Origin of the sequence: Methanoplanus limicola DSM 2279 (assembly GCF_000243255.1) — an archaeon.
GTDB lineage: Archaea > Halobacteriota > Methanomicrobia > Methanomicrobiales > Methanomicrobiaceae > Methanoplanus > Methanoplanus limicola.
Genome location: NZ_CM001436.1, coordinates 772,639 through 797,816, shown reverse-complemented (window position 1 = coordinate 797,816; position 25,178 = coordinate 772,639). Strand labels below are relative to the sequence as shown.

General features: G+C 44.1%; 21 protein-coding genes. 9 read left to right on the top strand and 12 right to left on the bottom strand.

Annotation, left to right across the window (positions count from 1 at the left end):
* Positions 1 to 84: 84 nt before the first annotated feature.
* Positions 85 to 1,242, top strand: a complete 1,158-nt coding sequence (locus METLIM_RS03860; protein WP_004076607.1) for a hypothetical protein — start codon at positions 85 to 87, stop codon at positions 1,240 to 1,242.
* A gap of 74 nt (positions 1,243 to 1,316) precedes the next feature.
* Here the strand turns inward: METLIM_RS03860 and METLIM_RS03855 are convergent, their stop codons facing one another.
* From METLIM_RS03855 to METLIM_RS03815, 9 genes are all read right to left on the bottom strand, one after another.
* Positions 1,317 to 1,745: a dCTP deaminase gene (locus tag METLIM_RS03855; RefSeq protein ID WP_004076606.1), complete on the bottom strand. Its 429-nt coding sequence runs from the start codon at positions 1,743 to 1,745 to the stop codon at positions 1,317 to 1,319.
* Positions 1,746 to 2,064: 319 nt separating this feature from the next.
* Positions 2,065 to 3,351, bottom strand: a complete 1,287-nt coding sequence (locus tag METLIM_RS03850) for a bifunctional hexulose-6-phosphate synthase/ribonuclease regulator (protein ID WP_004076605.1) — start codon at positions 3,349 to 3,351, stop codon at positions 2,065 to 2,067.
* A gap of 190 nt (positions 3,352 to 3,541) precedes the next feature.
* Complete coding sequence (locus METLIM_RS03845; RefSeq protein ID WP_245543580.1) at positions 3,542 to 4,036, bottom strand: nitroreductase family protein; 495 nt, start codon at positions 4,034 to 4,036, stop codon at positions 3,542 to 3,544.
* A 223-nt stretch (positions 4,037 to 4,259) separates the two neighbouring features.
* Entirely contained in the window at positions 4,260 to 5,471 is a 1,212-nt protein-coding gene (locus METLIM_RS03840; protein WP_004076603.1) for a TraB/GumN family protein, read from the bottom strand.
* Positions 5,464 to 6,030 carry a YkgJ family cysteine cluster protein gene (locus METLIM_RS03835; protein WP_004076602.1) on the bottom strand — a complete coding sequence of 189 codons (567 nt, stop codon included), beginning with the start codon at positions 6,028 to 6,030 and terminating at the stop codon, positions 5,464 to 5,466. The genes METLIM_RS03840 and METLIM_RS03835 overlap by 8 nt, the downstream gene beginning before the upstream one ends.
* 7 nt (positions 6,031 to 6,037) lie before the next feature.
* Positions 6,038 to 6,598: a GMP synthase subunit A gene (locus tag METLIM_RS03830; RefSeq protein ID WP_004076601.1), complete on the bottom strand. Its 561-nt coding sequence runs from the start codon at positions 6,596 to 6,598 to the stop codon at positions 6,038 to 6,040.
* 86 nt (positions 6,599 to 6,684) lie between these two features.
* The gene (locus tag METLIM_RS03825; RefSeq protein WP_004076600.1) at positions 6,685 to 7,695 is read right to left on the bottom strand and encodes a nicotinate-nucleotide--dimethylbenzimidazole phosphoribosyltransferase; all 1,011 of its coding nucleotides are present in this window, start codon (positions 7,693 to 7,695) and stop codon (positions 6,685 to 6,687) included.
* A 91-nt stretch (positions 7,696 to 7,786) separates the two neighbouring features.
* Entirely contained in the window at positions 7,787 to 8,011 is a 225-nt protein-coding gene (locus METLIM_RS03820) for a hypothetical protein (protein WP_004076599.1), read from the bottom strand.
* Positions 8,012 to 8,049: 38 nt separating this feature from the next.
* Entirely contained in the window at positions 8,050 to 8,745 is a 696-nt protein-coding gene (locus METLIM_RS03815; protein ID WP_004076598.1) for a molybdopterin-dependent oxidoreductase, read from the bottom strand.
* A gap of 127 nt (positions 8,746 to 8,872) precedes the next feature.
* On the opposite strand from METLIM_RS03815, the gene cobS reads away from it, so the two are divergent.
* Positions 8,873 to 9,643, top strand: coding sequence for an adenosylcobinamide-GDP ribazoletransferase (gene cobS / locus METLIM_RS03810; protein WP_004076597.1), 771 nt, complete (start codon positions 8,873 to 8,875; stop codon positions 9,641 to 9,643).
* A 207-nt stretch (positions 9,644 to 9,850) separates the two neighbouring features.
* Positions 9,851 to 10,717: a 4Fe-4S binding protein gene (locus METLIM_RS03805; RefSeq protein ID WP_004076596.1), complete on the top strand. Its 867-nt coding sequence runs from the start codon at positions 9,851 to 9,853 to the stop codon at positions 10,715 to 10,717.
* 235 nt (positions 10,718 to 10,952) lie between these two features.
* On the opposite strand, the gene METLIM_RS03800 is transcribed toward METLIM_RS03805, so the two are convergent.
* Positions 10,953 to 11,240 (bottom strand): hypothetical protein, encoded by a 288-nt coding sequence (locus METLIM_RS03800; protein WP_245543579.1) that lies wholly within the window; start codon positions 11,238 to 11,240, stop codon positions 10,953 to 10,955.
* 197 nt (positions 11,241 to 11,437) lie between these two features.
* Between METLIM_RS03800 and tuf the strand changes: the two genes are divergently transcribed.
* From tuf to METLIM_RS03775, 5 genes are all read left to right on the top strand, one after another.
* Positions 11,438 to 12,715, top strand: a complete 1,278-nt coding sequence (tuf, locus tag METLIM_RS03795) for a translation elongation factor EF-1 subunit alpha (protein WP_004076594.1) — start codon at positions 11,438 to 11,440, stop codon at positions 12,713 to 12,715.
* A gap of 32 nt (positions 12,716 to 12,747) precedes the next feature.
* Positions 12,748 to 13,056 (top strand): 30S ribosomal protein S10, encoded by a 309-nt coding sequence (rpsJ, locus tag METLIM_RS03790; protein ID WP_004076593.1) that lies wholly within the window; start codon positions 12,748 to 12,750, stop codon positions 13,054 to 13,056.
* A gap of 18 nt (positions 13,057 to 13,074) precedes the next feature.
* The gene (locus METLIM_RS03785; RefSeq protein ID WP_004076592.1) at positions 13,075 to 14,772 is read left to right on the top strand and encodes a flippase activity-associated protein Agl23; all 1,698 of its coding nucleotides are present in this window, start codon (positions 13,075 to 13,077) and stop codon (positions 14,770 to 14,772) included.
* Between the two features lie 237 nt (positions 14,773 to 15,009).
* Positions 15,010 to 15,858, top strand: coding sequence for a polymer-forming cytoskeletal protein (locus tag METLIM_RS03780; protein ID WP_004076591.1), 849 nt, complete (start codon positions 15,010 to 15,012; stop codon positions 15,856 to 15,858).
* A complete protein-coding gene (locus METLIM_RS03775; RefSeq protein ID WP_004076590.1) occupies positions 15,855 to 16,682 on the top strand; it encodes a hypothetical protein in 828 nt (275 codons plus the stop codon). The genes METLIM_RS03780 and METLIM_RS03775 overlap by 4 nt, the downstream gene beginning before the upstream one ends.
* Positions 16,683 to 16,691: 9 nt before the next feature.
* On the opposite strand, the gene METLIM_RS03770 is transcribed toward METLIM_RS03775, so the two are convergent.
* Together METLIM_RS03770 and METLIM_RS03765 are read right to left on the bottom strand one after the other, a co-directional pair.
* A complete protein-coding gene (locus METLIM_RS03770) occupies positions 16,692 to 18,725 on the bottom strand; it encodes a HEAT repeat domain-containing protein (RefSeq protein WP_004076589.1) in 2,034 nt (677 codons plus the stop codon).
* Between the two features lie 313 nt (positions 18,726 to 19,038).
* Positions 19,039 to 22,107, bottom strand: coding sequence for a HEAT repeat domain-containing protein (locus METLIM_RS03765; protein ID WP_004076588.1), 3,069 nt, complete (start codon positions 22,105 to 22,107; stop codon positions 19,039 to 19,041).
* Between the two features lie 298 nt (positions 22,108 to 22,405).
* On the opposite strand from METLIM_RS03765, the gene METLIM_RS03760 reads away from it, so the two are divergent.
* A complete protein-coding gene (locus METLIM_RS03760) occupies positions 22,406 to 25,081 on the top strand; it encodes a DUF3656 domain-containing U32 family peptidase (protein WP_217178000.1) in 2,676 nt (891 codons plus the stop codon).
* Positions 25,082 to 25,178 lie beyond the last annotated feature (97 nt).

Genomic DNA, 25,178 nt, shown 5'->3' with positions numbered 1-25,178 from the left:
TCCTGAAGAATGGTTTTTTTATTATAAGATAAAACATATCACAAATAATAATATCATATTGAAATTTATAGGTTTGAAGATTTAATGGATACAATATACTGGCTCAGGGCGAATTTTCCAAAAGCCAAACCGGAGAGGTCGGTTGCGAGAAGCTCAATAAGGCACCTCAAGAAGATTGAGAAGGGGCAGCTTTTTTCAAAGGATCTCTCACAGATGCGGGCGGCTGAAGGGAGATGGTATGAATCCCTGATATACGAGATGGTTCTTGACATCTCCAGAAAGACTGATACAATAAAATATGTTGTCAAAAAGGGTGCAGATGCTCCTTTTCCCCCGGAAAATGTTGTGATGGGCCAAAACGGCCTCTACTACTCAAACAGGGGTGACATCAATGTCAGGGGCAATGGTCAGGATATCGCTGAATTTGATATAATGCTCATCGATGATCAGGACAGAGTCTGCTTTGCCGAGATTGTTACCTCGGCATCCGATCTTAAGGATATGGAAGAGGAGGTAAGGTACAAAAAGGCACTTCTTGGTTATCTGTACGGGCAGGTAATTGTGCCTTTTATACTCTTCTCATCTGTTGATATTTCACGTTCCTCTATCATGAGGCGGCTTGTCCGGGAGACTGAGAGTGCGCTGATTATTACAAGGCCTGTTGAGGAGATTAAGACCCAGATTAGACCGGCTTCTATTAGAGGCGTGCCAAGAAAACCGATCAGTCATCCAAAGGCGATTGATCTTGCGGAAATTCCGGTTAAGAGGCCCTTTGATTACAAGGTACTTCATGACCGGAAGAGGGATCGTCTTATTGGCCTTATGATGGCTGAAAAGCCGATGTCTGAGATTATGAAGAAGGATGAGATCCCTCCTGTATCAAAGAAGGTAATTCTTGGTGCTCTTTATCCGTCGGGGATAAAGGCCCTTATGAGGGACCGCACCTTTTCTATGAAGGGGCAGGTGTATGATTATGATATGGTGCTGAGGGACTTTTCAAAGGTTGTTCTTGCTGTTGATATTCCTGATTATGAGCCGGTTATCTACCTCCGGTCAAAGAAGAAGAATGAGTACCTGAAGGTTGTCAGGAAAAAGTCCGGTGAACTGAAAGTCGAGAGCAAGAGAACCCCGCAGATGACAGGATTTTATATCTGGCTTGAAGACCTCTCACCTTCACTTGGGGCAAAGGTCACAGAATATTATGCAGATTATTTCCTCTGCATGCCGGGAAAAAAGAAGTGAATTTCCAGTCTCCCGGATATTTGTATCCGGATGACTTATCTGAAATTATCTGCTGTTTAGGTTTTGATTTTAATTTAGTTTCTCGCTTCAACTGACCCTTCACTGTCCTGATACCGTCCGTCATAGAGGATTTTTCCGTCTCTGACCTCATGCATTATTATCTGGACGCATCTCTCACCTTTTTTAAGCGGAACATCCTCAGGCCCCATATTGACAAGGCATAGTGTGAGATTGCCGCGGAATCCCGGGTCAACGTATCCTCCGCCGATTAAAACACCTCTTCTTCCGAATGACGACCTGCACATCAGGGTTGCTGCGATGTCTGCCGGAAGTCCTACCTTCTCCATGGAATGGACAAGAGTGCATTCGCCTTTCTTCAGGATATAGTCCTCGCCTGCCCTCAGGTCATATGATGCAGGCTGCTGTGAATCTTTGGAATATGGCTCAAGAGTCAGATCTCCTGAATTAACCCTGCTAATAATCTCATAACCGGATATTATCATTTCAGGATTATTGGTTCTGATGCCTGTAATATCTTATGAAAAATCTCTAAACTTTGCAGTATGGATTGAATGTCTGTTTAAAAGAGTCGTAACCATCTTTAAAATTCAGAATTTTCATGAGAAAGGCAGCAATTGGTGTGTGTACTGAGCCGCCTCCCTCATGGGCGTTATTCGCGTTATAGTGAATAACACCAGTAGTATTGATATTTCAGATAATTTAGAACTTACCTTTTTGCTGCTGTGGCAATATTGTGGAGATTACTCCGGGAAATCTGAATTATTGTTATTTGGGGAATCCTGAGGGGGTATCCGTAACTGTCTACCTCTTCTCCCAGCGTTTCAGTTCCATAACAATTGAGAGGGTTTTTCCCTGAAGAATCTCCTCGCGGACCCTGATTTCATGCTTTTTGACCTCAAGGGCACGCCTTGCAATCTCATATGCCCTCTCCTTTGGTATCACGACAACGCCGGATTCATCCCCTATAAGCCAGTCCCCGTTTCTGACAGTCTGCCCACAGCAGACGATCTCTGCACCTATTTCACCAAATCCCTTTGGTTCGCCTGCATTGGGTGATACTGCGGTTGAGAAGACCGGAATTCCGATCTTTTTTATATCATCAACATCCCTGACAGCGCCGTCAATTACAATGCCTGCAACGCCTTTGTTCTTTGCAGAATGTGTTGCAAGTTCACCCCAGGGTGCAACATGGGTGGCCCTTCCGTTGTTTATCACAATGACATCACCCTCTTCTGCAATGTCAATTGCCTCAACAGGTTTTGCCCAGTCTCCTGCGACAGTCTCAACCGTTATTGCCTTACCTGACATTTTGACATCGCCGCATAGTGAGATCAGGCCTGACATTGCACCTTTCCGAAACATTGCATCCGTTACATTCGGTGCTGACACCTGCATGAGAATATCCCTTATCTCATCATCATGGCTTTTTGCTGTTTTAGCAGGGAGTTTCGGGTCATCAATTGCCTTTCTGATCTCCTCTGTGGCCTTCCGTACATCTGCCGATTTTGTGATGCTGCTCCCGACAAGGAGGATGTCTGCACCTGCGATTACCGCTTCTGCGGCTGATTCTGCATTGAGTCCGCCTGCTGCGCCGACAGGCAGTGATACTTCCCCTGAGATCTCTTTTATCAGGTCAACCGGACTTTTTCCGGTCATCTGCTGGTCAATTCCCACATGGGCGTTTATGATGTCCACACCCAGTTTTTCAAGCTCTCTGGCTCTCTTAACCGGATTTTCTGTATTGATGAGGTCAGCCATTATTCTTATGCCATAGAGACGTGCTGCACGGACAGACTCCTCAATTACCGAGTCATCCGCTTCAGCAAGGACACATACGACTGTAGCTCCTGCTTTGGCTGCCATCTCGACCTCAATTCCGCCTGTATCGGCGACCTTCATATCCGCAACGATCTCAGTCCCGGGAAATTCTGCTTTCAGCCTTCTCACAGCCTCCATTCCCTCACTTTTGATGAGAGGAGTTCCTGCCTCTATCCAGTCAGCCCCTCCTGCAAGGGCTTCTTTTCCAATCTCTATCGCTCTTGTTAATTCTGTCAGGTCAAGTGCAACCTGAAGCAATGGTCCGGACATATTTTATTCACCCTGATTTCTTCAAAGCCAGGCGGGTTTTATTTATTGCCGGAATTTTAACCGATTAAATTCCCGGATGACAGTTATAATAATTGATATTTTATTGATATTGAATTAATCTGAAATCTGTTCAAAAATAAACGGATTTGATCTCTTCCAAAAACACGTTTTAATTACAAATCCTTTTAAATTAATCTTCTCTGTACTTTTCAAAGAAAGAGATCTCTTCAGCACTCTTTTTGGACGGAATTGTAACGTCAGCAGGGTATCCTGCGGGTATGAGTGAAATAAGTGTATATCTCTCAGGAACTCCCAGAAGTGTTCTTACATCATCTGCATATTCCATCTTGTCTCCGGCAATCCAGCATGAACCAACACCATATGACCACAATCCAAGAATTATCTGCATTGTTGCCGCACACCCGTCTTCAACAAAGAACTTATGGTCTTTTTCAGTAAAGACAGCAAAGCAGACATTGGCATCTTTTATAAATTTCCCGTGGGTTGCAAGTTCTGAAAGTTTATTCAGGGTCTCTTTCTCTTTGATTACCCCGATAATCCATGGCTGGGCATTTCTTGCAGTAGGGGCTAATTTGGCACCTTCAATAGCAGCGCTGATTATTTCATCAGATACTTTTTCATCTTTGTATTTCCTGATGCTCCTTCTTCCCTTAAGAATTGTCATTCCAAGATTCATGCTACCTATATAGTATTTTCAATAAAAAAACTCTTGTTATAGTATTGGCGGAAACTGTAGTTCTCTGACGGATGACCTGCCCTTCACTTTCAGATTGAATTACGCAATCAGATCTGATTCTGAGTCAGATTCCGGCGGACTGAAATGATCTGTAAATATCTCTTAAATAGGGACAAGAATTTAAAAAAATGGCGAATAACCGGATTTTTCCCTAAAATGGGAGAAGAGAGCCGATAAAGGCAGAGAAATTTGAAAGGCCGTCAAGTAAAACAACTTTCGGGTCAATGCCAAGGATCGGGAAGATGAATATGAAATATGCAAAAGTTCCTATTGTGCTTCCTACATTTGCCATTGCTGCGACAAGCACAACCCTGAAGAGTGGAACCTTCCTCATCTCCGTGAAATTTTCAGCTTCCATTATCTTCCTGAAATCCAGCGCTCCCGGTTTTCTGACCTTCGCTTCCGTAATTGCAGCAAACCATCCTGCTGCAAGCATCGGATTTAAAGAAGTCATCCATGAAACTGCAAATGCAGTGAGGGCTGAAAGCGGATGGCCTCCGGCGGCCAGGGTGAATCCTGCTGCAAGCACTCCGTTGATTATAACCCAGTACAGCACTGCCTCCAGGAGTACTCCCCATCCAACACCTGAAAAGGCTATCAGTATTATCAGGAAGGCAAAGAGGGCGATGAACCCGACGCCGAGTATTTTTGCCCACGGGAAGGGTTTTGGCTTCTGTACAAGCGATGCCATCTCCGGCAGGGAAGAGGGGTCTTCCATATATTTCCGGATGCCTTTCACATGCCCGGCACCAACCACACCGAGGACCTTCTCATTATTCCTTGAAAGGTTAAGGAGAGAGTGAGTGAGGTAGGCATCCCTCTCTGCTATCAGCGCCTTTGCACCTCCGGGTGAGAACCGGCCGAACTCCTCAATAGCAGCCTCAATGAGGTCTTTGTTCTGCGAGAGTTCATCAATATCAATCTCCTCACCGCCATCTTTGCCTGTAACAGCGCCTGCAAGTGCAACAAGAAGTTTAACCTTCTCAAAGAGTGTCATGCCGCTTACAAACCTTGAGAGTGTGATCCTGATGTCCCGGTCAGCAAGCGCAATTGGTATGCCTCTCTCCTCAGCCTCATTTATTGCCGCAAGCATCTCCGCACCCGGTTCAACACCGACATCCATGCCTATCTTCTTCTGGACATATGCCAGGAGCCACTGGACAAGAAGTTCTGAAAAGTTCCCGCCGGATAATATCTCACTTACATCGGGTGCTCTTGTATCTTTGTTCTTTATTGCCTCAAATCTTGGTCTGTCCAGTTCGACTGCAATGACATCCGGTTCAAACTCTTCTATCGCTGCCTTTACTTCATCTATACTTTTCCGGGATACATGCGCTGTCCCGACAAGTTTTATTTCACTCAATTATTTTTGCCCCTTCACTGTCTATGACATATTTTTTATTTTTTTTATTGCAGTCCCCGTTAAACAGCAGATAGTTCTCCTCTATCTTCCGGAAGTCCTCATCCTCGTTCTCCTCCCGGCAGATCAGGTCTTCAGCCAGTATCCTGGTATCTTTCTTACTGTTATTCTCTTCTCCTATGCCGGGGCATTCAAAGGCCAAAAGTTCACCATCCTGAATCATGAAAGGATAAGTCCGGCAGATGTCCGGTCTTATATCATATATTCTGCATCTCCCTGATTCATTCAGAAAGATACATCTGCTGCCCTCTCTTTTTAGTGCCCAGTTAAAGGTATATTCAGTTCCGTCTTCCTGTTTTAAAAAATCCGGGTATGGTTCTGCAATTTCAGACCAAGATTGTCCGGTATTTTCCATGATTTTTCTTATCTCCGGAGCACTTACCAGGACCAGATTTGAATCTTCGGATACTCTGCGGCAGCAGTCCCCGCAGAGTTTACATTTAAACCCTGTCTTTAATATTTTTAGTTTAATCTCTTCTGATTTTTCTGAAAAACGGGTCATAAAAAAATTAGAGGTTTTCCCTTGTGATTCTGTCAAAGTTTTCAAAAATTCTGCTTCCTTCGAATGTGTGGCTCACTTCCGGGTGCCACTGTATGCCATATATATTTTCATCAACTTTTGATATGGCTTCAGCAGGGCAGATGTCTGATACTGCGGCAAGGGTGAATCCTTCAGGGATTTTATTTACTTCATCGGCATGGGAGGCCCATACACTGATCTTATCGGGGTATCCTTCAAAGAGCGGGTTGTCTTCAAGAATTTTAACTTCAACTCCGCCAAAACCGCCCATTTTTCCGGGCTGAACACTTCCTCCGCGCCTTGTGGCTATGATGTGAAGGCCGAGGCATATTCCGAGAACCGGCACTCCCAGGTCCACATATTCCGGTCCGGAACCTGCCCTTTCAAGTGACGGCCCTCCGCTGAGAATAATGCCGCGACAGTTGCCTTCAACTTCTTCAGCAGGTGTGTCGTTCTTTATCATCACTGCATCAATTTCAAGATCTCTTAGCATTCTTTTGATGAGATGGTTTGACTGTCCGAAATTGTTAACCAGATATATCGGCTGCATTTAATACTTGTTTATACCGGAAAGGCTATAGATTTTTCATAGGTGACGGTTTTGTCTTCAAAAAAAAGTGCTGATTATGGGGCCGGTTATTTCCCGAAATTTTCGAGAAATGTCTTAATTGCGGCCCATATCTCTTCTTTGGAGTGACCTGTCATATAGGCAAGCCACATTGACCCTGCAAGAAGTGCGCCCTCCTTAACCTCACCGCCGCAGTACCGTGCAAGGCTCTCATCCCCTATATTTCCAAAGTCAGGATCGACAAACCAGGCTTTTATCCCGATTTCTTCGGCTGCTTTTTCGATCTCTGCGGATTTATCCGCACGCACATATTCGGTTGTGACAATCGGCGGGACATTGTCGCCGAGATGTTTTATGAGTGCTGCCACGGCAAGCATCTGTGTGCCGCCGGAGAGGACGAGTGTTCCGGTATACCCCTTTGAAATTCCGGCTACGACCGGCATCATAGGATCTCCTGCAATTCTGATGACATCCATCGGGGTCTTCTCCTTAAGGCTGTTTATCTTACCAAGAGCCGCGTCACAGATCTCGTTCTTGAGTGAATGCGGGTTTTCACTGTAACTGCTTGATACACCGACACTGTATCCAAGTCCTCTTAAGACACAGAGTGCGGTTGTGGTACCTCCGGGCACGCTCTCTCCCAGCACCAGCAGGTCACCTGCTTCTGAGAGTTGTTTTCCGATTCTTCGTCCGAATTCGTAGAGCCTTTCGGGATCTTTTATCGCGTCCTCCACTCTTGGGTCCTTTCCCGGTGCTCCGTAAACATCATAGCAGGGCGTAATAGGGTTCTGTGCCAGTCCTGCATTTACAATGACCGGATCAAGCCCGCAGAGTTCGAGCATGGCCCTTGTAACCGTTGCAGGTGTTGCGCAGCCAAGCGGGCTCAGGGGTATCTCCATTCCGGGAAGGGGGCCGTTTTGTATCAGAAAGGCGTCCAGTGCCGGTGTCATGAGTGTTGACTCGGGCGTTGCGCCGGCAGCTGAAAGCCCCGGAATTGTTGAGAGGACTGAATTGCCTATAACCATTCCGATTATTGGCTTTTTAAATTCAATGTCGGGTTTTTCTGATAGAAAATTCATTGTAGTATTTTTCCGGTCAATTATAATAAGAAATATGATCTGGATTTAAATCAGGTCTGGTTGTTTTATCCGGGTATCTGAAGTTCTGATATTATTTTTTCTTTGAGAAAGGGAAGTAAACATGCAGAATAAAGAGTATTACAAAAATTCCCCACGTCATGGTATGAATTCTGTATGAAAGGGGTTTGTCCAGGATTCCTAAAGTCAGGGGACCTATTATGTTGTAATGCGTAATCCCGAAACCGCTGATAAGCAGAACCAGCGTCATTATGAGCAGAAGGATAGCAATAATTCTTTTAATCCGGTATACTTTCATGTTAATCATGACTCCTGTATTTCATCTGTTTCAGGTGCTCAGGTTCCGAAGAAACTTTCGTCAAGTTCTGCTGAATCTGAATATCCGCGGCTCTCCCAGTAGCCCCTGTAGTTCCCGTCATCCGAGAGTTCAATCTCTGTTACCCATTTAATCCACTTGTATCCCCATCTGTCTTCTGCCACAAGCTGGAAAGGAAATCCGCGTTCAGGCGGAAGTGATATTCCGTTCATCGAATGGGCCAGAATTATTTCATTGCCGGTAATGTATTCCAGAGGGAATGATGTGGTATATCCGTCATAGGCATGAAATATAACGGTGTCTGCCTGATCTTCAGGTCCGGAAATATCAATCAGGTCTGATACAGATATCCCTTCCCAGAGAATTGTAACCTGCCACCCTTCAACGCAGTACAGAGTTGTAACCTCTGAATGGTTTGTGAATCCGGATACTGCCTCACTGTAGGTGTATGATGCCGGTTTTTTTACAAGTCCTGATATTTTTAGCCTGTATGTACTCATATCGGGATAAACCGGCCCCCTGATAGAATTTTCCCGGAAGTCATTCACTGAAGAAAGTTTTTCCCCTTCATATTCGCGGATTTCAGTATATCTGCTGTTCTCCGGGTTTTTGTCTTCATAGGGGCCAAATCCGGTATGTCCGGCAAAATCTATGGCATAAATAACTGCTGTTATCAGGATTGCTGCTATTATGACGATCTGTATCTCTCTTCTCATTCTCCACCCTCAATGGATGAAAGTAATTTCATAACCTTAAATTGCTTTCCTCACTTCCTCTCCGGTGACGGAAACGGTCATTTGATCCCCGGCTGATTACTTCTTTTGCAACTCCTATGCTGTCTGAATGGGAAAAAATAAACTGTTTTGGAGATTAAGATATGTTGATTACATGCCGGGATATCTCAAATCCGTAAGATCCACTCTTCAGTTCTGCACCATTCTTCCTCTTGGCGACAGCTCAGATTATGACTCGTACGCACGGCGGTTTTATCTGTTCCCGCTTGTGGGTTATGTCACCGGAGGTATTGCGGCGCTTCTTACAATGCTCGTATCTGATCCTGCGCTTTCTGCGGCAGTTGCGCTTGCAGCTGTTATGATCCTGAACGGTTTTCATCATTTTGACGGACTGCTGGACCTCGGGGACGGGATGATGGCACATGGCAGCCGTGAAAAGAGGTTAAAGGCGCTCTCTGATCAGAATGTGGGCGCGGGTGGCATTGCTTCCGGAATGCTTGTCATACTGCTTGCATATGCTGGGCTTATGTCAATTGCGATGGTTCCTTACGCCATACTTATTGCCGAGGTTCTCTCACGGTTCAGCCCGGTATTTCTGTTGACTTTCGGGGAACCGATAAAGGAAGGCATGCATTCATACACACATGATTTCGGAAAAAAATGGTTCCCTTATGCCGCGTTTGCTCTGTGTGTTCCGGCTCTCTTTCTTGCGCCGGGTGGCGTTGGTTTTATGGCCGCCGGCATTGCGTCAATCGCTGTTCCGCTCTTTCTTCTGGTTGTATTTAAAAAAATATTTGGCGGTGTGAACGGGGATATGGATGGCGCGTCTGTTGAGATCTCCCGGATGGCAGTTATTGCCTGCCTTGCACTGGTTTTGTGAAATAATTGCCTGAATTTATTATTCCCCTCTCTGTTTTTTTGTCCCGCAGGATATTATCTTCCGGCGCTACGTCATTTCATTTATTATCTCTGCTCAGGTGAGAAATGCCTGGAAATTATTTCTTTTACAGTCCGTAATGCCTGAATAATTTACCTTTGCAGTTTTGAATCAGTATATATACCTGTAATAGTCACTTTAATTTATATCATGAATGAATTTTTTCAGGGAATCCACACATCCGGGGGTGTAATCACAGAAAAGGATGGTAAGCACTGTACTTTGAGAATAAGAGTCCCTGCGGGTGTTCTTTCGGTTGAGAAGATGAGAGGGCTGGCTGATATTGCTGACAAATACGGTCAGGAGAATGTTCATCTGACTACCCGTCAGACTCTTGAGATCTCACATATTCATAACTCAAGGCTGGAAGAGATTGAGAAGGATCTTGCCTCAATTAATACACCGATAGGTTCTGAAAAGGATGAGGTCGTTAATATTGTCGCCTGCCCGGGTACTGACAGATGCAAGTTTGCCAATATTGACTCAATTAACTTAGCACTAAGGCTTGATGAGAAGTTATTCGGAAAATCAATGCCGGTTAAAATGAGAATTTCTGTTTCTGCATGCCCTTATGCCTGCACAAGTCCGACATTGAATGAAGTTGGAATAACCGGCGTTGTAACTCCTTTCAGGTCGCCAGGACTCTGTACTGGCTGTGGAAGCTGCACTGAGTACTGTAAGGAGGAGGCAATAAAGGTAAAAGGTGGAATTGCAGAAGTTGATCACGAAAAATGTATCCGGTGTGGAGTCTGCATTGAATCCTGCCCCTTTGATCTTATACAGGCAAGCGCCTCGGGGTATCTGATTACTGTCGGTGGCAGGCGCGGCAGGCACCCTCAAATCGGCAGAGAGTTTATGGAAGTGAAGACTGAAGAGGAGGTTATTGATGTTGTTGACCGCCTAGTTTACTATGTTTACAGGCGGGCATGGTCGGGCAGACTTCTCTCAGATCAGCTTGACGATATTAAGTTTGAGGAATTTAAGGCTGAAATGCTTTCAGGGTCTGCAATGCCATAAATTGTGCTTCAGGTGCGTAATTGACGTTTTAATAGCAAATTTTCTCTTTTTTTTCTGAAAAAAATTGGTTTTAATATAGTCACTCATGAGCCTGCGGGTTCACAGATAATGAATGAAACAGTGCACTGTTTCATAGGAGATCTCCAGGAAACATGCGCTGTTGCCGCAGGGCATATTAAAAAAATGTCTGAATTTCCTGTATGGCAAATTACTGTTTATCTCTCCTTTCTTCTGTCTAATAGCTGTACATTGAAGTGTAGCCCTGATTTTCATCATCGCTGCACACAATCGAGTCCCCGTCACGAATCAGGGTGTTAAACATCATCTGGGAATTAAGCAGGTCATCATCTTCTGAAGTACCCTTTGATATGCCGCTTATCTTCTCTTTCTGCGGCGTTGAAATGACTCTCTTTCTAATCTGGACGCCTTCACAGTGTTTACAGTATGCGCAGTGGCTGTAGACTGAAACTTCTTTATCTGCGCATGCGACTGTCACTTTCTGACCGCTCTGATCACGCTTCATTGGGAGTGTCTTCATGAAAGGAATTTTGGTTTTTTTTGGGTAAAATACCTATCTGCGTAACCTCAGGGAAAAGACGCTGTGTATATCATTTCAGGCCTGCAACGAAATCTTTTATACTACTGATTTCCATATATAAGATACTCGTTTCAATGCGATAGGACGGGTTCCCGTCGAATTTAAAATAAGAGGTTAGGATTATGGCATCTGACAAGCCACACATGAATCTGGCCGTGGTTGGGCACATCGACCACGGAAAGTCCACAACAGTTGGACGTCTACTGTTCGAAACCGGTGCTGTACCGGCACACATCATCGAGAACTACCGCAAGGAAGCTGAATCAAAGGGTAAGGGTTCCTTTGAGTTTGCATGGGTTATGGATAACCTCAAGGAAGAGCGTGAGCGCGGTATCACAATCGATATTGCACACAAGAGGTTTGACACTGACAAGTTCTACTTTACAATTGTAGACTGCCCTGGACACCGTGACTTTGTTAAAAACATGATCACAGGCGCTTCACAGGCAGATGCAGCACTTCTCGTTGTTGCAGCACCTGACGGCGCAATGGAGCAGACAAAAGAGCACGTCTTCCTTTCAAAGACACTCGGTATCAACCAGCTCATCGTTGGTATCAACAAGATGGACGCTGTAAAGTACGATGAGAAGCGCTATGAGGAAGTCAAGGCACAGATCTCCGATCTCGTCAAGATGGTCGGATTCAACCCTGCAAATATACCATTCATTCCAATGTCCTCATTTGCCGGAGATAACATCTCAAAGCACTCTGAGAACACACCATGGTACAAGGGCGTTACACTCCTTGAGTCACTTGATGATCTTGAGCAGCCTGAACTCCCAACCGGCCTTCCGTTCCGCCTTCCAATTCAGGACGTTTACTCAATCTCCGGTATCGGTACAGTTCCGGTCGGACGTGTTGAGACAGGTATCATGAAGAAGGGAATGAAAGTTTCATTCATGCCTGCAAACAAGTCCGGAGAAATCAAGTCCATTGAGATGCACCACGAGGAAGTTCCACAGGCACAGCCTGGTGACAACGTAGGATTCAACGTCCGTGGTATCGGAAAGAACGATATCCGCCGCGGTGACGTCTGCGGTCCTGAAGAGCAGCCGCCGACCGTTGCAGAGGAATTCACTGCACAGGTAGTTGTTCTCCAGCACCCAAGCGCAATCACAGTCGGATACACACCTGTATTCCACTGCCACACAGCTCAGGTTGCATGCACCTTTGTTGAACTCTTAAAGAAACTTGACCCACGCACAGGACAGGTCAAGGAAGAGAACCCAACATTCCTCAAGGCAGGAGATGCCGCAATCGTTAAGTTCCGCCCGGTTCAGCCGATGGTCATTGAGAACTTCAAGGATATCCCACAGCTCGGACGTTTCGCAATCCGTGATATGGGATCAACTGTCGCAGCCGGAATGTGCATAGCTGTAGATGCCAAGCAGATGAGATAATTTAAATCTCAATATTTTTTGGTGAATCAATTATGCAGAAAGCAAGAATCCGCCTTACGGGAACAGATTTTGAGAAAGTAGAGCATGTCTGTGACCGCATCAGGGAAATAGCCGAACGTACAGGTGTAAACCTTGCAGGACCGGTACCTCTTCCGACAAAGAAGATGGTTGTACCTATCCGCAAGAGTCCTGACGGAGAAGGAACTGCCACATGGGATCGCTGGCAGATGCGCGTACACAAAAGACTTATCGATCTCGATGCTGACGAGCGTGCATTAAGGCAGCTTATGCGCATTCAGGTGCCAAAGGACATTGGCATTGAGATTGTACTTGAGAATTAATATGGATAGGAGGCGGCAATGAGAGCCGCAGATATTTCCTCTCAATTTAAGGAAAGCCTTACCTTTGAGAGGGCTTTTATAATTATATTTCTATTCTCTTTGGTGTTCAGGTTTGCATTCCTGGATCTGAAGTTGTTTCACCATGATGAGGCAATACATGCCTGGTTTTCATGGACCCTCCTGACAACGGGGGAGTATGTTTATGATCCCGTATATCACGGTCCGTTTTTATATTATATCACAGCCGGAGTTTTCTCTCTTTTTGGGGAGTCGGATTTTGTCGCAAGGTTTATCCCTGCACTTCTGGGCGCTTTAATAATTCCGCTCGTATATGCGGTGAACAGGCTCGGTTATCTCGATAAAAGGCAGACTATAGTTGCAGCCCTTTTTATTGCGCTGTCTCCCGATATGATATATTTCTCGCGCTTTCTTAGAAATGATATATTCATACTGTTCTTTACAATGCTTCTTCTGGTTGCCCTGCTCTGTTATTTCGAGAGATATGAGCTGAAGTTTGCACTCCTGGCGGGTGCGGCGGCCGGACTTGGTATGTCCTCAAAAGAGAATATGCCCATTGTGATCGGTATTTTCGGGCTGTATATCCTTTACCTTTTATTCCGGGGTAAAATACAGCTCCCAAAATTATGGTGGCGTGATTTAGCCCTTGGAATTATTGTCGCAACCGGAATTTTGGCTTTTTTCTACTCTTCAATGGGAACCCATCCGGAAGTTCTTATGGACGGCTGGTTAAAGGCAATTGAACACTGGACATCAGTACACGGCGAGGAGAGGCTTGGAGGTCCGTTTTATACATATATCCTGCTCTTTATACTTTATGAGCTTCCCGTCATGATTCTTGCGATAATTGGGGTTTACAGGTTTGTTATGTACCGGAAGGTTAAAGACAATAATTCCGTTGATAACATTTCAGATTCCAAAATATTGCCGGATAATGATGACGCAACTGTTAATTGTTCAGATTGCGTTTTGTCTCCGGCTGCCCCAAAACTTATCAGAGATCTCCCCGGCTCACTTAAAAATGTGGAGTTTACAAGATTCTGTATTTTCTGGATGGTATTGTCAGTTGTCCTTTATGGTTATATCGGGGAGAAAGTGCCCTGGCTTATCCTTCATCAGCTGCTGCCGATGATATTTGTGGCAGTTTATCGCATTGATAATTATAAGAGCTATGTTCCTGCAATTGCTGCTCTGTTTCTTATTTTAATGACGGTTCATGTGGTATTTACTCCGGCAGATATCGCCGAACCTATCGTTCAGGTTCAGAATTCAGAGGATTTGAGGGAGGTATTCACGATGGTGGATGCCTCAGAGAATGTAGCAATCTCAAACGATGTCCGCTGGCCGTTTGTCTGGTATTATCGTAATGACTGGCCGGATAAGATCTCATATTTCAATGGTTATCAGGACCACAGTGACTATGTGCTGAATGGTGACTTTGATCTTATAATTCTGCATGATGCCGAATCTCCGGCAGCAATTTCCGGTTATGATAAGAATACATACAAAAAGCACTACTGGTTCAGTGTCTATGATCTTGTAAAAACGCCCTGGTCCGGCCTTAATCCCGGAGGTCCCGGATATTTTGAGACTTTAGGCAATGACCTTAAAAATATCGGATTATATTACTTTACAAGGGATGCAAAGGTCGGCAGCCTGAATATGGATGTCTACCGGAGGGATGTTCCGGCATTATAATCCGGAACTGCCGGTATTTCACATCCTTCATCCCTTTTTTATCTTCTGATTTATCCGGGTACGGACTATTGTCAGTTTATCCTGCCGAAATATTCTGAAATTCAAAAACTGTACTATATATCCTGAAATGTCAATACTGAATCTGTGGTCTGAGGTTTCATTGATATTGAATTATGATCAAAAACTATGATAGTATTTCAGATTTAATCTATCTTATGATAAGAGGCATATTTTCCGATGGATGATAACAGAGTTGAGTGGTTCTGGCAGTGTACAATACCCGAAGGCACTGAGTTACAGGAGCATTTTTTAAAGACAGAAGGGGTCCTGATAATCGGAGATCGCTGTAAAATAGATTATGGCCTCTTCGGTGATGAGATAATTGTAGGTGAATTTACATCAATAAACGGCAATATCAATTCTGAAAATGATCTGAGACTTGATAACTGGACTGAGATTAACGGTGATATTCACTGTGGTGCTGATGCCTATATCGGTGAAGGTGTAAAGATAAAAGGGCGCCTTGTGGTTGAGGGTGACCTTGACCTTGGTGACAATGTCTCCATAACAGAAGGATTTGAGGCAAAAGGCTGGATCTCCATAAGAAATCCTATGCCGGTTATTACATATCTTCTTCTTTATCTTGTTGCAGTGCTTGGTCTTGAGAAGGAAGAAGAGATCTCTGATTTCTTCAGAAAGCTTTTCAGTGAAGATGAAACTGAAGAAAAAAGAATTCCTCTTGTAATTCCTCCGAGTTCAGTCCTAAATATGCAGTTATTCTCCGTTCCAAAGAGCCTGACAATAGGTAAGGGGTGCAGGATGCATGGCAATATAAGGGCATCATCTGTACATATTCATGAAAATAATACGATATTTGGAAGTCTGACTGCTGACTCTGAGATTGTGATCGAGAGAGATTCGGTAGTGCATGGTGCTGTCACAAGTTCTTCAGGAGAGGTTACATTTATGCCAGGTGTTCATGTCCTTGGCAACGTGAGATGCAGTTCAGTTATTCTTGATGAGGATGCAAGGCTTGACGGGACAATTAAGGCTCCGGAAGGAGTTAAGATAGTGAGAAAGAGATGAAGTTAAAAGATTTTTTTGAGATTGATGCTGCGGAATGCATCGAACCTTCATTATTTGATCATATTGATGATTATTACAGCAGTTCATTTCTGGCTTTGAGTGCCGGGGATGCGCGTCTTCTTGTTGATGAGAATGAGATGCCTCTTGCAGTTGCCTGGAGATGTGACAGTGGCTGGGTCATATCCTCATATCTCTACAGAAATATTACATATGATATAATCGGTAAATTTGAGGGTTGTGCCGGGGAAATTTATCAGGAGAGGAGGGACGATTATGAGTCTGCACTGAGGGAATATTACTGCGGGAAAATAACCGGGGAATATCCTGAGGTTAGTGAGGACAACAGAGAGGGGAGATATGAGATGGTCACAGCTCTCTTTAAGGATACTATAGGCGTTTGCAAAGGTCAGTCTGCAATAGACTTCTGCTGTGGCTCGGGTGTAGTATCCAAAGCTCTCCTCTCCTCCGGATATCTGCCTCTCTCTATGGATAACGATCCATATCTTCTGTCTGTTGGTCTTCATAAGGGCAGGCTGAATCCAAAGAAGACTCTCTGTATTGATGCCTCCGTCTCCGCGTATTTCTGTCCGGAATCTGATGTCGGCACAGGACTTATGCTCGGAGACATAACCGGTTTTAACTCTGATCTCTGGCAGGGGATTGTTGCCCAGATGTTAATGCTGACCGGAAAAACGCTCATTACGGTTGCAACCGAGAAGGAGTCCATGCTTATCAGAAAATGGTGCGAGAATGCCGGAAGAACTCCGGAAATATTTGAGAATGAGAATGATCCTATATATGACCGCTGGGTCTGTTTCTGCTGATGTTATGCTTTAAAGTAACTCTTCTGTGCAGGAGAGGAGAGCCTTTCTCCTGACAGTCTCATTTTTGTCTTTTGTAAAGAGCGTTATTGCCTGCTTCGCCCTTAAATCATTTATTCCTGATAAAGCCTCAATAATACCTGTTTTTTCCTTTTCTGTTCCCTGTGTTGCAAGACGCCCCGATTCATCCATGATATTGTTGAACATATAATTGCTCATCTCTTTTATTGCATTTATGGCTGACTCCCTCACCCGCGGTTCTGAATCATTTAACATCCGTACTGCATATGAAATTGAGAGGTTATGTCTTATTCCTGCAAGCGCCTCTATGGCTGCAATTGTGATCTTTCTGTCTGACTCTTCAAGGGCACCTTTCAGGGTTGGAATTGCTGCAGTATCCATACCGGATACAGCAGCAGAAACTTTCTTCTTAAGTTCACTGTCACCCTCTGCCGAGATCCTGAGCATTGGTATTATCGATTTAGGATCCTTTATTTTGCCAAGTGCTTCAATAACAGTTATGCATGTAGATCTGTTCTCATGCCTGAGAAGATTTACCAGATATGGCACTGATCTCTTTGACTGAAGTTCTCCGAGAGATTCTATCGCTGCAATTTTAACACTTGGTTTTCTGTCTTTTAAGAGATGGAGAAGCGGTTCTTCAGAAGCTGATTCCATGCCTGCAAGCTTCTCCGCCGCAGATGACCTGACCATCTCATTTTCACTGCTTAAAGCTTTTGAGAGTTTTTCCGCTGCGAAAGGCCTTATCCCGCTTTTTTTCAGTATCAATAACCAGGCATCACTGGATTTAAGGCCCTTATTTTTTAAGTCCTCTCTTCTTCTCAGTAATTCCTCCTCGATATTCTCCTGACCGGAAATACTTCTGCTTCTGTTATCTGCATCATTTTTCCGGGCTGAATCCTTCTTTTTTATCACTGCCGCTGCTTCTGCCGCTCTCTTTCTCATCATTGGGTTATCTGATTTAAGGGCCTCATTTATTGCGGAATATCCGGGTTTGCCCATTGCTCTTAATACCTCAGTAACTTTTTGCCTTATATCCGGGTTTTCATCACAGAGGTATTCTGTAAGCACAGGTATTGCATAATCTTTTAATGGGATAATGTCCACCCATTTCTCTTTAATTATCAGATATCTTGTTTTCTCCCAGTATGTACGCGGTTTCCACCCGTACCTGTCAAGTGCCCATGCGGCTTCATTGCGAATATTTGAGTTTTTATCTGCCAGAGCCTTTACAAGATATGGCACAAATCTTCTCTCGTTAATGCTGCTGATTGCTTTAATTGCGGTGTATCTGACCTCCTCTGAAGTGTCCTGGAGGAATGCCGCAAGAGGCTGAATTACTATGTCGGAGTTTATCACTGAGAGATGTCTTGCTGCTTTCTTTCGCCTCTCTACTTCCGGGTTTTTAAAATCCCGGACTGCAACAGATACTGTCTCTGCCGGATAGCGGGCACCTTTTTCTGCTTCTCCGGAGGCATAGAAGTATGCCGCCGCCTCCATTTTGTTCTGAGGTTTCCATTTGAGATACTTCAGTGATTTTGCTGACTGAAGGCTGACTTTATCATTTTTGTCATAGAGAAATGCCGCTAGTATTTCGGTTGCACTGGAGTCTTTTTCACCAAGATATCCCAGTGCCTGAACCGCTGCACGCCTCTTTCTGTAGTCATTGTCGTTTATTATCTCTTCGATATATCTGACCGAAATTTTCCCGCATCTGCCAATTGCTCTTGCTGCTCCGTCCCTGGCATTATCTTTTCCTGTAGTCAGTATTCTGATTAATGTCGGCATCAGGGCTTCACCATATCCGGACAGAACTTCAGCTGCCCCACTTCTGACTTCCGGATTTTCTGAATTAAGCACTTTTAAAAGAGGAGCAACTGCTGGTTTACCTGTGGACTGCAGTTCAGCTATCGCCCTTCTCCTGGTGTCATGATCATCAGAGCCGAGAGCTGATATAAGCCTTTCAGTTTTAATGGAACTGATGTCATTGCATGTGGGTTTTTCCCGCTTATCTTCTGATGTCATATTACTGAAGGTATCTTATTCTCCGGTTCATACTCTGTTAATCTCCGGAATAATTTCCTGTCTGAATATTTCTGCCGGATTTTGACCCTGTATGTCTATATTTACCAAACGGAAATTAGATTCAGGCTATCTCCTATAGTATACCCATTCTCTTATGAATGTAAGATACAGTCTGATTATTAATACCTGCTTTTAGGTCTTTTAATGTTTGTATAATACAATCTGTGGGTTTTGATTTATCTTTACCGGCAATAGCAGGGCTTTTTTAAGATATAAATCATGATAAAATCTTCGAAGTTTTTTAGAAAATTTTTCAGGCTGTAATTTTTACGATGGCCTTCATTGCGAAAGTCTTCAGGTTTGGATTGTCGGATTCTGCAACTGTTCTTTCGAGATAAGGTAGTGCATCTTTGCCTGCTTTTACAAGTCCTGCCTCAGATTTTTTTCTGACTGCTGAATTCGGGTCCATCAGAGCTTTAATCATTGGCATAATTGCTTTCTCACCGCCTATATCAATTATAGTCTCAAGGGCTGCAAGCCTTATCTCATAGTCGTTATCTGACAGTAATTCTTCAAGAGGGCCGACTGCAACTTCTCCGGTTTTTCTGATCTCTTCCCAGTTCTCTTTTGCCATCAGATAATAGACAATGTCTGTCTCTGTTTCAGGAACCCAGGAGAGTTTGTCAAGCGCTTCTGCGATATTATATCGTATTTTGCCGCTTTTGCAGGAATGAAGTGCATCTGAAAGTTCCCGGATTGCATCTTCTCCAAGGCTCTTTAATGAATCTGTGATCTGATTAATTATGCTTAAATCTTCATCTTCAAGTGCATTTATCAGGGGTTTAATCGCTTTTTTACTGTTCAGATACCCAAGTGACCTTATTGCTGCTATCCTCACTCTTGAATCCTCATCTTTGATTGCATAAACAAGTGCATCAAATGCCATATCGTCTCCTGCAAATCCCAGTGATTCTGCGGCGGTCATTCTGATAACAGGGTCTTTCTCCTCGTACATTGCGCCGGATAATGCTGCATATGCCTTCTCATTCTGAATTTTTCCAAGACTCTGTGCACAGATAAGTTTAGTTGATGAACTTCCTGAACTGAGATGTTTTACAAGACCGTCAATTGCAGGATCTCCAAGACCTATCAGAATTTCGGCTGTCAGATTCTGAACTTCCGGATTACTCTTCTCCATGGATTCGATGAGCGGTTCGATGATCTCATCACCCATTGAAAAGACTTTTTCAGATGCACTGACCTGAACCTGTGTATCTGTGCTTCTCAGGCCGCTTATAATCTCATCGATCTTAGATCCGTATTTCAGTTCCGGAATTATCTCTGTCTTTATCTCCGGACGTTTGCCTGCTTCTTTGATCATTTCTGCTGCACGCTGGCTGACTTTTTGATTTCTGTCGCTTGCAAATGCTGTAATGATCTCTTTTGCCCTTAAATCCTCAACATCTGCAAGTGCAGAGAGAATTCCAAGTTTTTCAAGTTCATTTCCCTGAACAATTATACGTCTGCATTCATCCATTAACGGATTGAACATTGTATTGCTCATATTTTTTATTGCCTTTGACGCACATTCCCGGACATCAAATTCATAGTCGTTGAGCATTCTTACAGCGTAGGATATTGCAATGGGATCGTTAATTCCGGCGATTGTTCCGATTGCGGTCATACGGACAGTCATGTCAGAATCATCGAGGGTATTTTTAAGTTTTGGAAGTGCATCCGACCCTATGGATGAGACTGATGCCGATGCTGTTGTCCTGACACTTTCGTCAGGGTCTGAGAATAAGCCCGTAAGTGCGTCTATCGCTTTTATTTCCTTAATTTTTCCGAGTGATTCGGCGCATGCCATTCTGACGAATCTGTTCTCATTTCCACAGAGCTTTATCAGATATGGTGCGGCTCTTCTCGCCTTAAGGTCTCCAAGGGATTCAATTGCGGCGATTTTGACATTGTCCTTTTTGTCAATTAAAAGGTATAAGAGGGGTTCAATGGCTGATATTCCGCTCTGTCTCAGGTTTTCAATCGCGGCCGCCCGTACCATCTCATTTTCATTGCTGAGTGCACCCGATATCTTTTCTGCCTTTGAAAGTTCAATCTCGTTGTTTAAAAGAATTTTCAGCCAGGAATCCCTGCTCTTAATCCCGCTTGCATTAATCTGACTTTTGTGCTTTTTGATCTCCTCTTCAATACTGTATTTTCCAAAGAATTCCGGCAAAGGTTCTTCTTTTCCGGAATTTGATGCAGAATCCTTTTTGTTTATTATTGCAACCGCTTCTGCGGCTCTTTTTCTGATATTTTCATCATCTGACTTAAGTGCATTTTTTATTGCAAGGTAGCCCGGTTTACCCATGCTCCTCAGTACCTCTGTTGCCCTCAGCCTGATGACAGGATTTTCATCACAGAGATTTTTTACAAGTACGGGGACTGCACCTTCCTTCATCTGAAGAAGGTCAATCCATTTCTCTTTTATGAAGTAATATTCTGCTTTATCTTCTGAATTTTCCGGCTTCCAGCCGTATTTGTCAAGTGCCCATGCGGATTCGAGGCGCACTCCGGAATGTGTATCTTTAAGGCATTTTGAAAAATAAGTGATCAGTTCTGTGTCATAAATGCCTGATAATCTCTTTACTGCTGTATATCTTACTTCTCCGCAGCTGTCATCGAGATATTTCAGCATTACATCTTTTACTGAATCTGATTTCAGTTTAGAAAGGAGATCTACCGCTTTTTTACGCCTGTTCTCATCCGGGTTTTTAAGATCCCGTATTGCAAGGGTTATAATTTCTTTCGGGTATTTTGCAGAATTTACCGGGTCAGCAAGTGAGTAGTAAAAGACTGCGGACTGTAGCCTGTTTTCAGGCTCCCAGTTTATAGTTTTAAGTGACTTGGCCGCTTCAAAACTGACCTTTTCATTACTATCCCTAAGGAGCGCAAGGAGAACATTTTTTGTGGGTTCCCCGAGGTAACCGAGATATGCAAGTGTGAGTGCCGCACCTCTTCTTCTCCTGTAGTCTTTGTCCGTTGCCGCTTTTTTCAGTTCATTTAATGCGGTTTCGCCGCTCTGCGCGATGGCTCTTGCCGCACCGTCTCTTGTATTTTCCTTTCCTGCTGCAACAAGCTTGAGGAGTGTTGGCAGTGCCACTTCGCCATATGTGCCAAGAACCTCGGCCGCTCCGCTCCTGAGCATTGTATTGTCGGAATTGAGGGCTTTAAGAAGGCCTATTATTGCAGGGCGGCCCAGTGTTGTCAGCTCAATTGCAGCATCCTCTCTTTTTTTCCAGTCTTTTGAACCGAGAGAATCAATGAGATTTTCTATTTTTTGGGAGTTATTGTCTGTTTTTTTATTATTGTTTATTATGGCCATTAATGGTCTCCCATATTATCAAAACTGCATCCGAAAAATTCAGAATAATTTTAGAATTCTTTTAAACTAAATTGTTTTGTTATTTACCTCTTCTAAGCGAAAATATATCGTTCAGATCTCAGTATTTATTGAAATAATATTCACCTTCAGTTGATTTATTTTGTAATTGGGATAATTATGTGCTGTGGGTTATAGATTTTAGATTCTCCCGGGAGGATAAATCCGGTTATTTATCGGGAATTGCGGGCCGGTTATTTTTCCTCTCCTGATCTATGCAGTGATAAATAACCGGATATACGTGCAGAGCAATATAATATATCACTATATGAAGCAACACTCTGTTCCTGAACTATTGTCTCCTGCCGGATCTGCTGAATGTCTCACTGGCGCAGTTTCTGCCGGAGCAGATGCTGTATATCTTGGCGGTGTTAAATTTGGTGCCAGGCATTATGCCTCAAATTTTACAGAAGATGAACTTGTAAGCGCTGTAAGATTCTGCCATGCCCGTGGTGTAAGGGTATATGTCACCCATAATACTCTTGTAAAGGAGAGCGAGATAGAAGATTCGTTATCTGAACTTCTCTTTTTATTCAGCATAGGTGTGGATGCTGTTTTAATTCAGGATGCCGGAATTTTGCAGCTTGCAAAGTCCCTGATTCCCGGTCTTGCAGTTCATGCATCCACACAGATGTCGGTCCATACAAAAGAGGGTGTGAGATGGGCAGAGGAGAACGGAGTCGAGAGGGTTGTTATGGCAAGGGAGGTTTCCATTGACGAAGTATCTGCCATATCACGCTCAGATGACATACGTGCCGGAACTGAGGTCTTCATACACGGGGCGCTCTGCTACTGTTATTCCGGACAGTGCCTCATATCTTCACTTACAGGCGGTCGGAGTGGCAACCGTGGCATGTGTGCCCAGCCGTGCCGCAGGCAGTTTTCTCTTCTCTGCTGTGGTGAGGATGATAATGCGGATTTACAGAAATGCAGGCCTTTGCTGACCAAAGGTGATTATCTCCTATCTCCAAAAGATCTCTGTTCCTATGAGAATATTACAGATATTGTAAATTCCGGAGTTAAATCCCTTAAAATAGAAGGGCGCATGAAGGATCCGTCATATGTTGCTGTAGTGACCGACAGATACAGGAAAGCCATTGATGAATCTGCCCGGAAAAATATCAAAGGGAGTATTGTATCTGAAATTGATCACAAATCTGCGGCTGATGATCTCATGTTTGCATTTAACAGAGGGTTCACACCCGGATTTTTGTCCGGCAGCAGTTTTGGGGATATGATCTCCTATAAGAAATCCGGTAACGCAGGTGTTGAGGTTGGGGTTGTTCAGGGCTACAGCCAGAGGAGTAAAACTGCTGAGATTAAGCTCTATGGTACATTAATTCCGCAGGCGAATGACGGTATGATGGCCAAATCCGGAAAGGCGGAGGAAGGATTTATTATGAGAGCGCCTTTCACCCTGGCAGGAAATTCCCTGAAGGTAAGGATGCCGTTTGTCCCGGAAACAGGAAGCCGCGTATTTATTACAAGAAGGGATGCTCTTGAGAAGGAAGCTGAGAGGATAATTGCCCGTGACGGCAGTATTCCGGAGAAGATACCCTGCACCATAACTCTGAGGTTTGATGGTAAAATTCCGGTATGCTCAGTGTCGGCTATAATTTTCGGGCGTGAATTCTTCTCCGAAGTTAAGGGCTGGTTTGAGATGGAGATGGCAAGGGGGCGGCCTCTGACCTCAAAAGAACTGAAGAAAATATTCTCAAAAACTGGCGGAACCCAGTTTGCTGCCGATGAGTTTATTATTGATTATCCGGGCAGGCTTTTTGCGCCGGCAGGTCTTTTAAATGAGCTGAGAAGGAAGCTTTTCTATTCACTTGAGGATGTGGTTTATAATTATTTCAGGCCGTCTGAGGATGAAATCAAATCAGTCCGGGAAAATATTGATGTGGTTTTAAGATACCTGGATGATGATCGCCCTGCCGGAATGGCAGGCTCTTCATCCGGCAGCTTTAACCCGGGCAGTTTATCTTTGATGAATACTTTAAAATCAGGGATACTTTCACCGGCAGAAGGGCCGGCAGACAATATCTCTCTCTTCTGCATTGTAAGTGACTACTGGGGCGCTATGGCTGCATTTTCTGGCGGTGCTGATACGGTATGTATTGAGCCTTTTATCGTTCCCGGTAAGAGCAGTACAGTCCGCGAGATTTCAGGTCTCTTCAAATCTGTTGCCGGAAATATGCCTGACGGATGCAGGCTGATCTGGAAATGGCCAAAAATTACCGGGAAGAAATTCCTTGAATTTGCAGTTCCGCTGATAAAAGAACTTTCCGGTAAGGGTTTTTCCGGTATAATGGCTGAAAATGCCGGGGATGCGTTTGCCATACGGAAAATATATCCTGATATACAGATTTACGGAGGGCCCGGACTCAATCTCTTCAACAGTTTTTCTGCACTGAATCTCGGCAGATACTTTAACTCTGTCATTGTCTCATCTGAGCTTACCGGGGATGAGATCAGCCTTCTTGATAGGAATCTCTGCCGCCAGGAGAAGAGGCCTTCATCCGGAATTATTGTGCATGGTGCTGCCGAAATATCGGTATCAAAGATTAATATTCTCTCTTCAGTTCAGGACCAGGAGTCTTTATGCAGGGGCAGTTATTTTCTGAAGGATATTAAGGGACATCAGTTCCCTGTCAGTATTGACGGTGAGAAGAGGACGCATATATTCAACTCCTCCGATACATGCCTGATAGATTATCTGCCTGAAATACTTGAGTCCGGTATAGATTTCATTGCTGTTGACTCCAGAAACAGGAATGCTGATTACTGCCGGGAGATCTGTGAAATCTATAAGGCAGCTTCTGCCGGAGATTCCGGAATGGCAACTTCCGCAAAATACAGAATAAAAGATATTTCTCCTGCCGGGATAACGTCCGGACATTACAGGAAAGGAGTATAAATTCTGGAAATATTATTATTATTATTATCATTTCTGAATTTTTGTTTTTCGGAGCAGACTATTCTCCATTATCTTTAAGTTATATCGGCTCTGATTA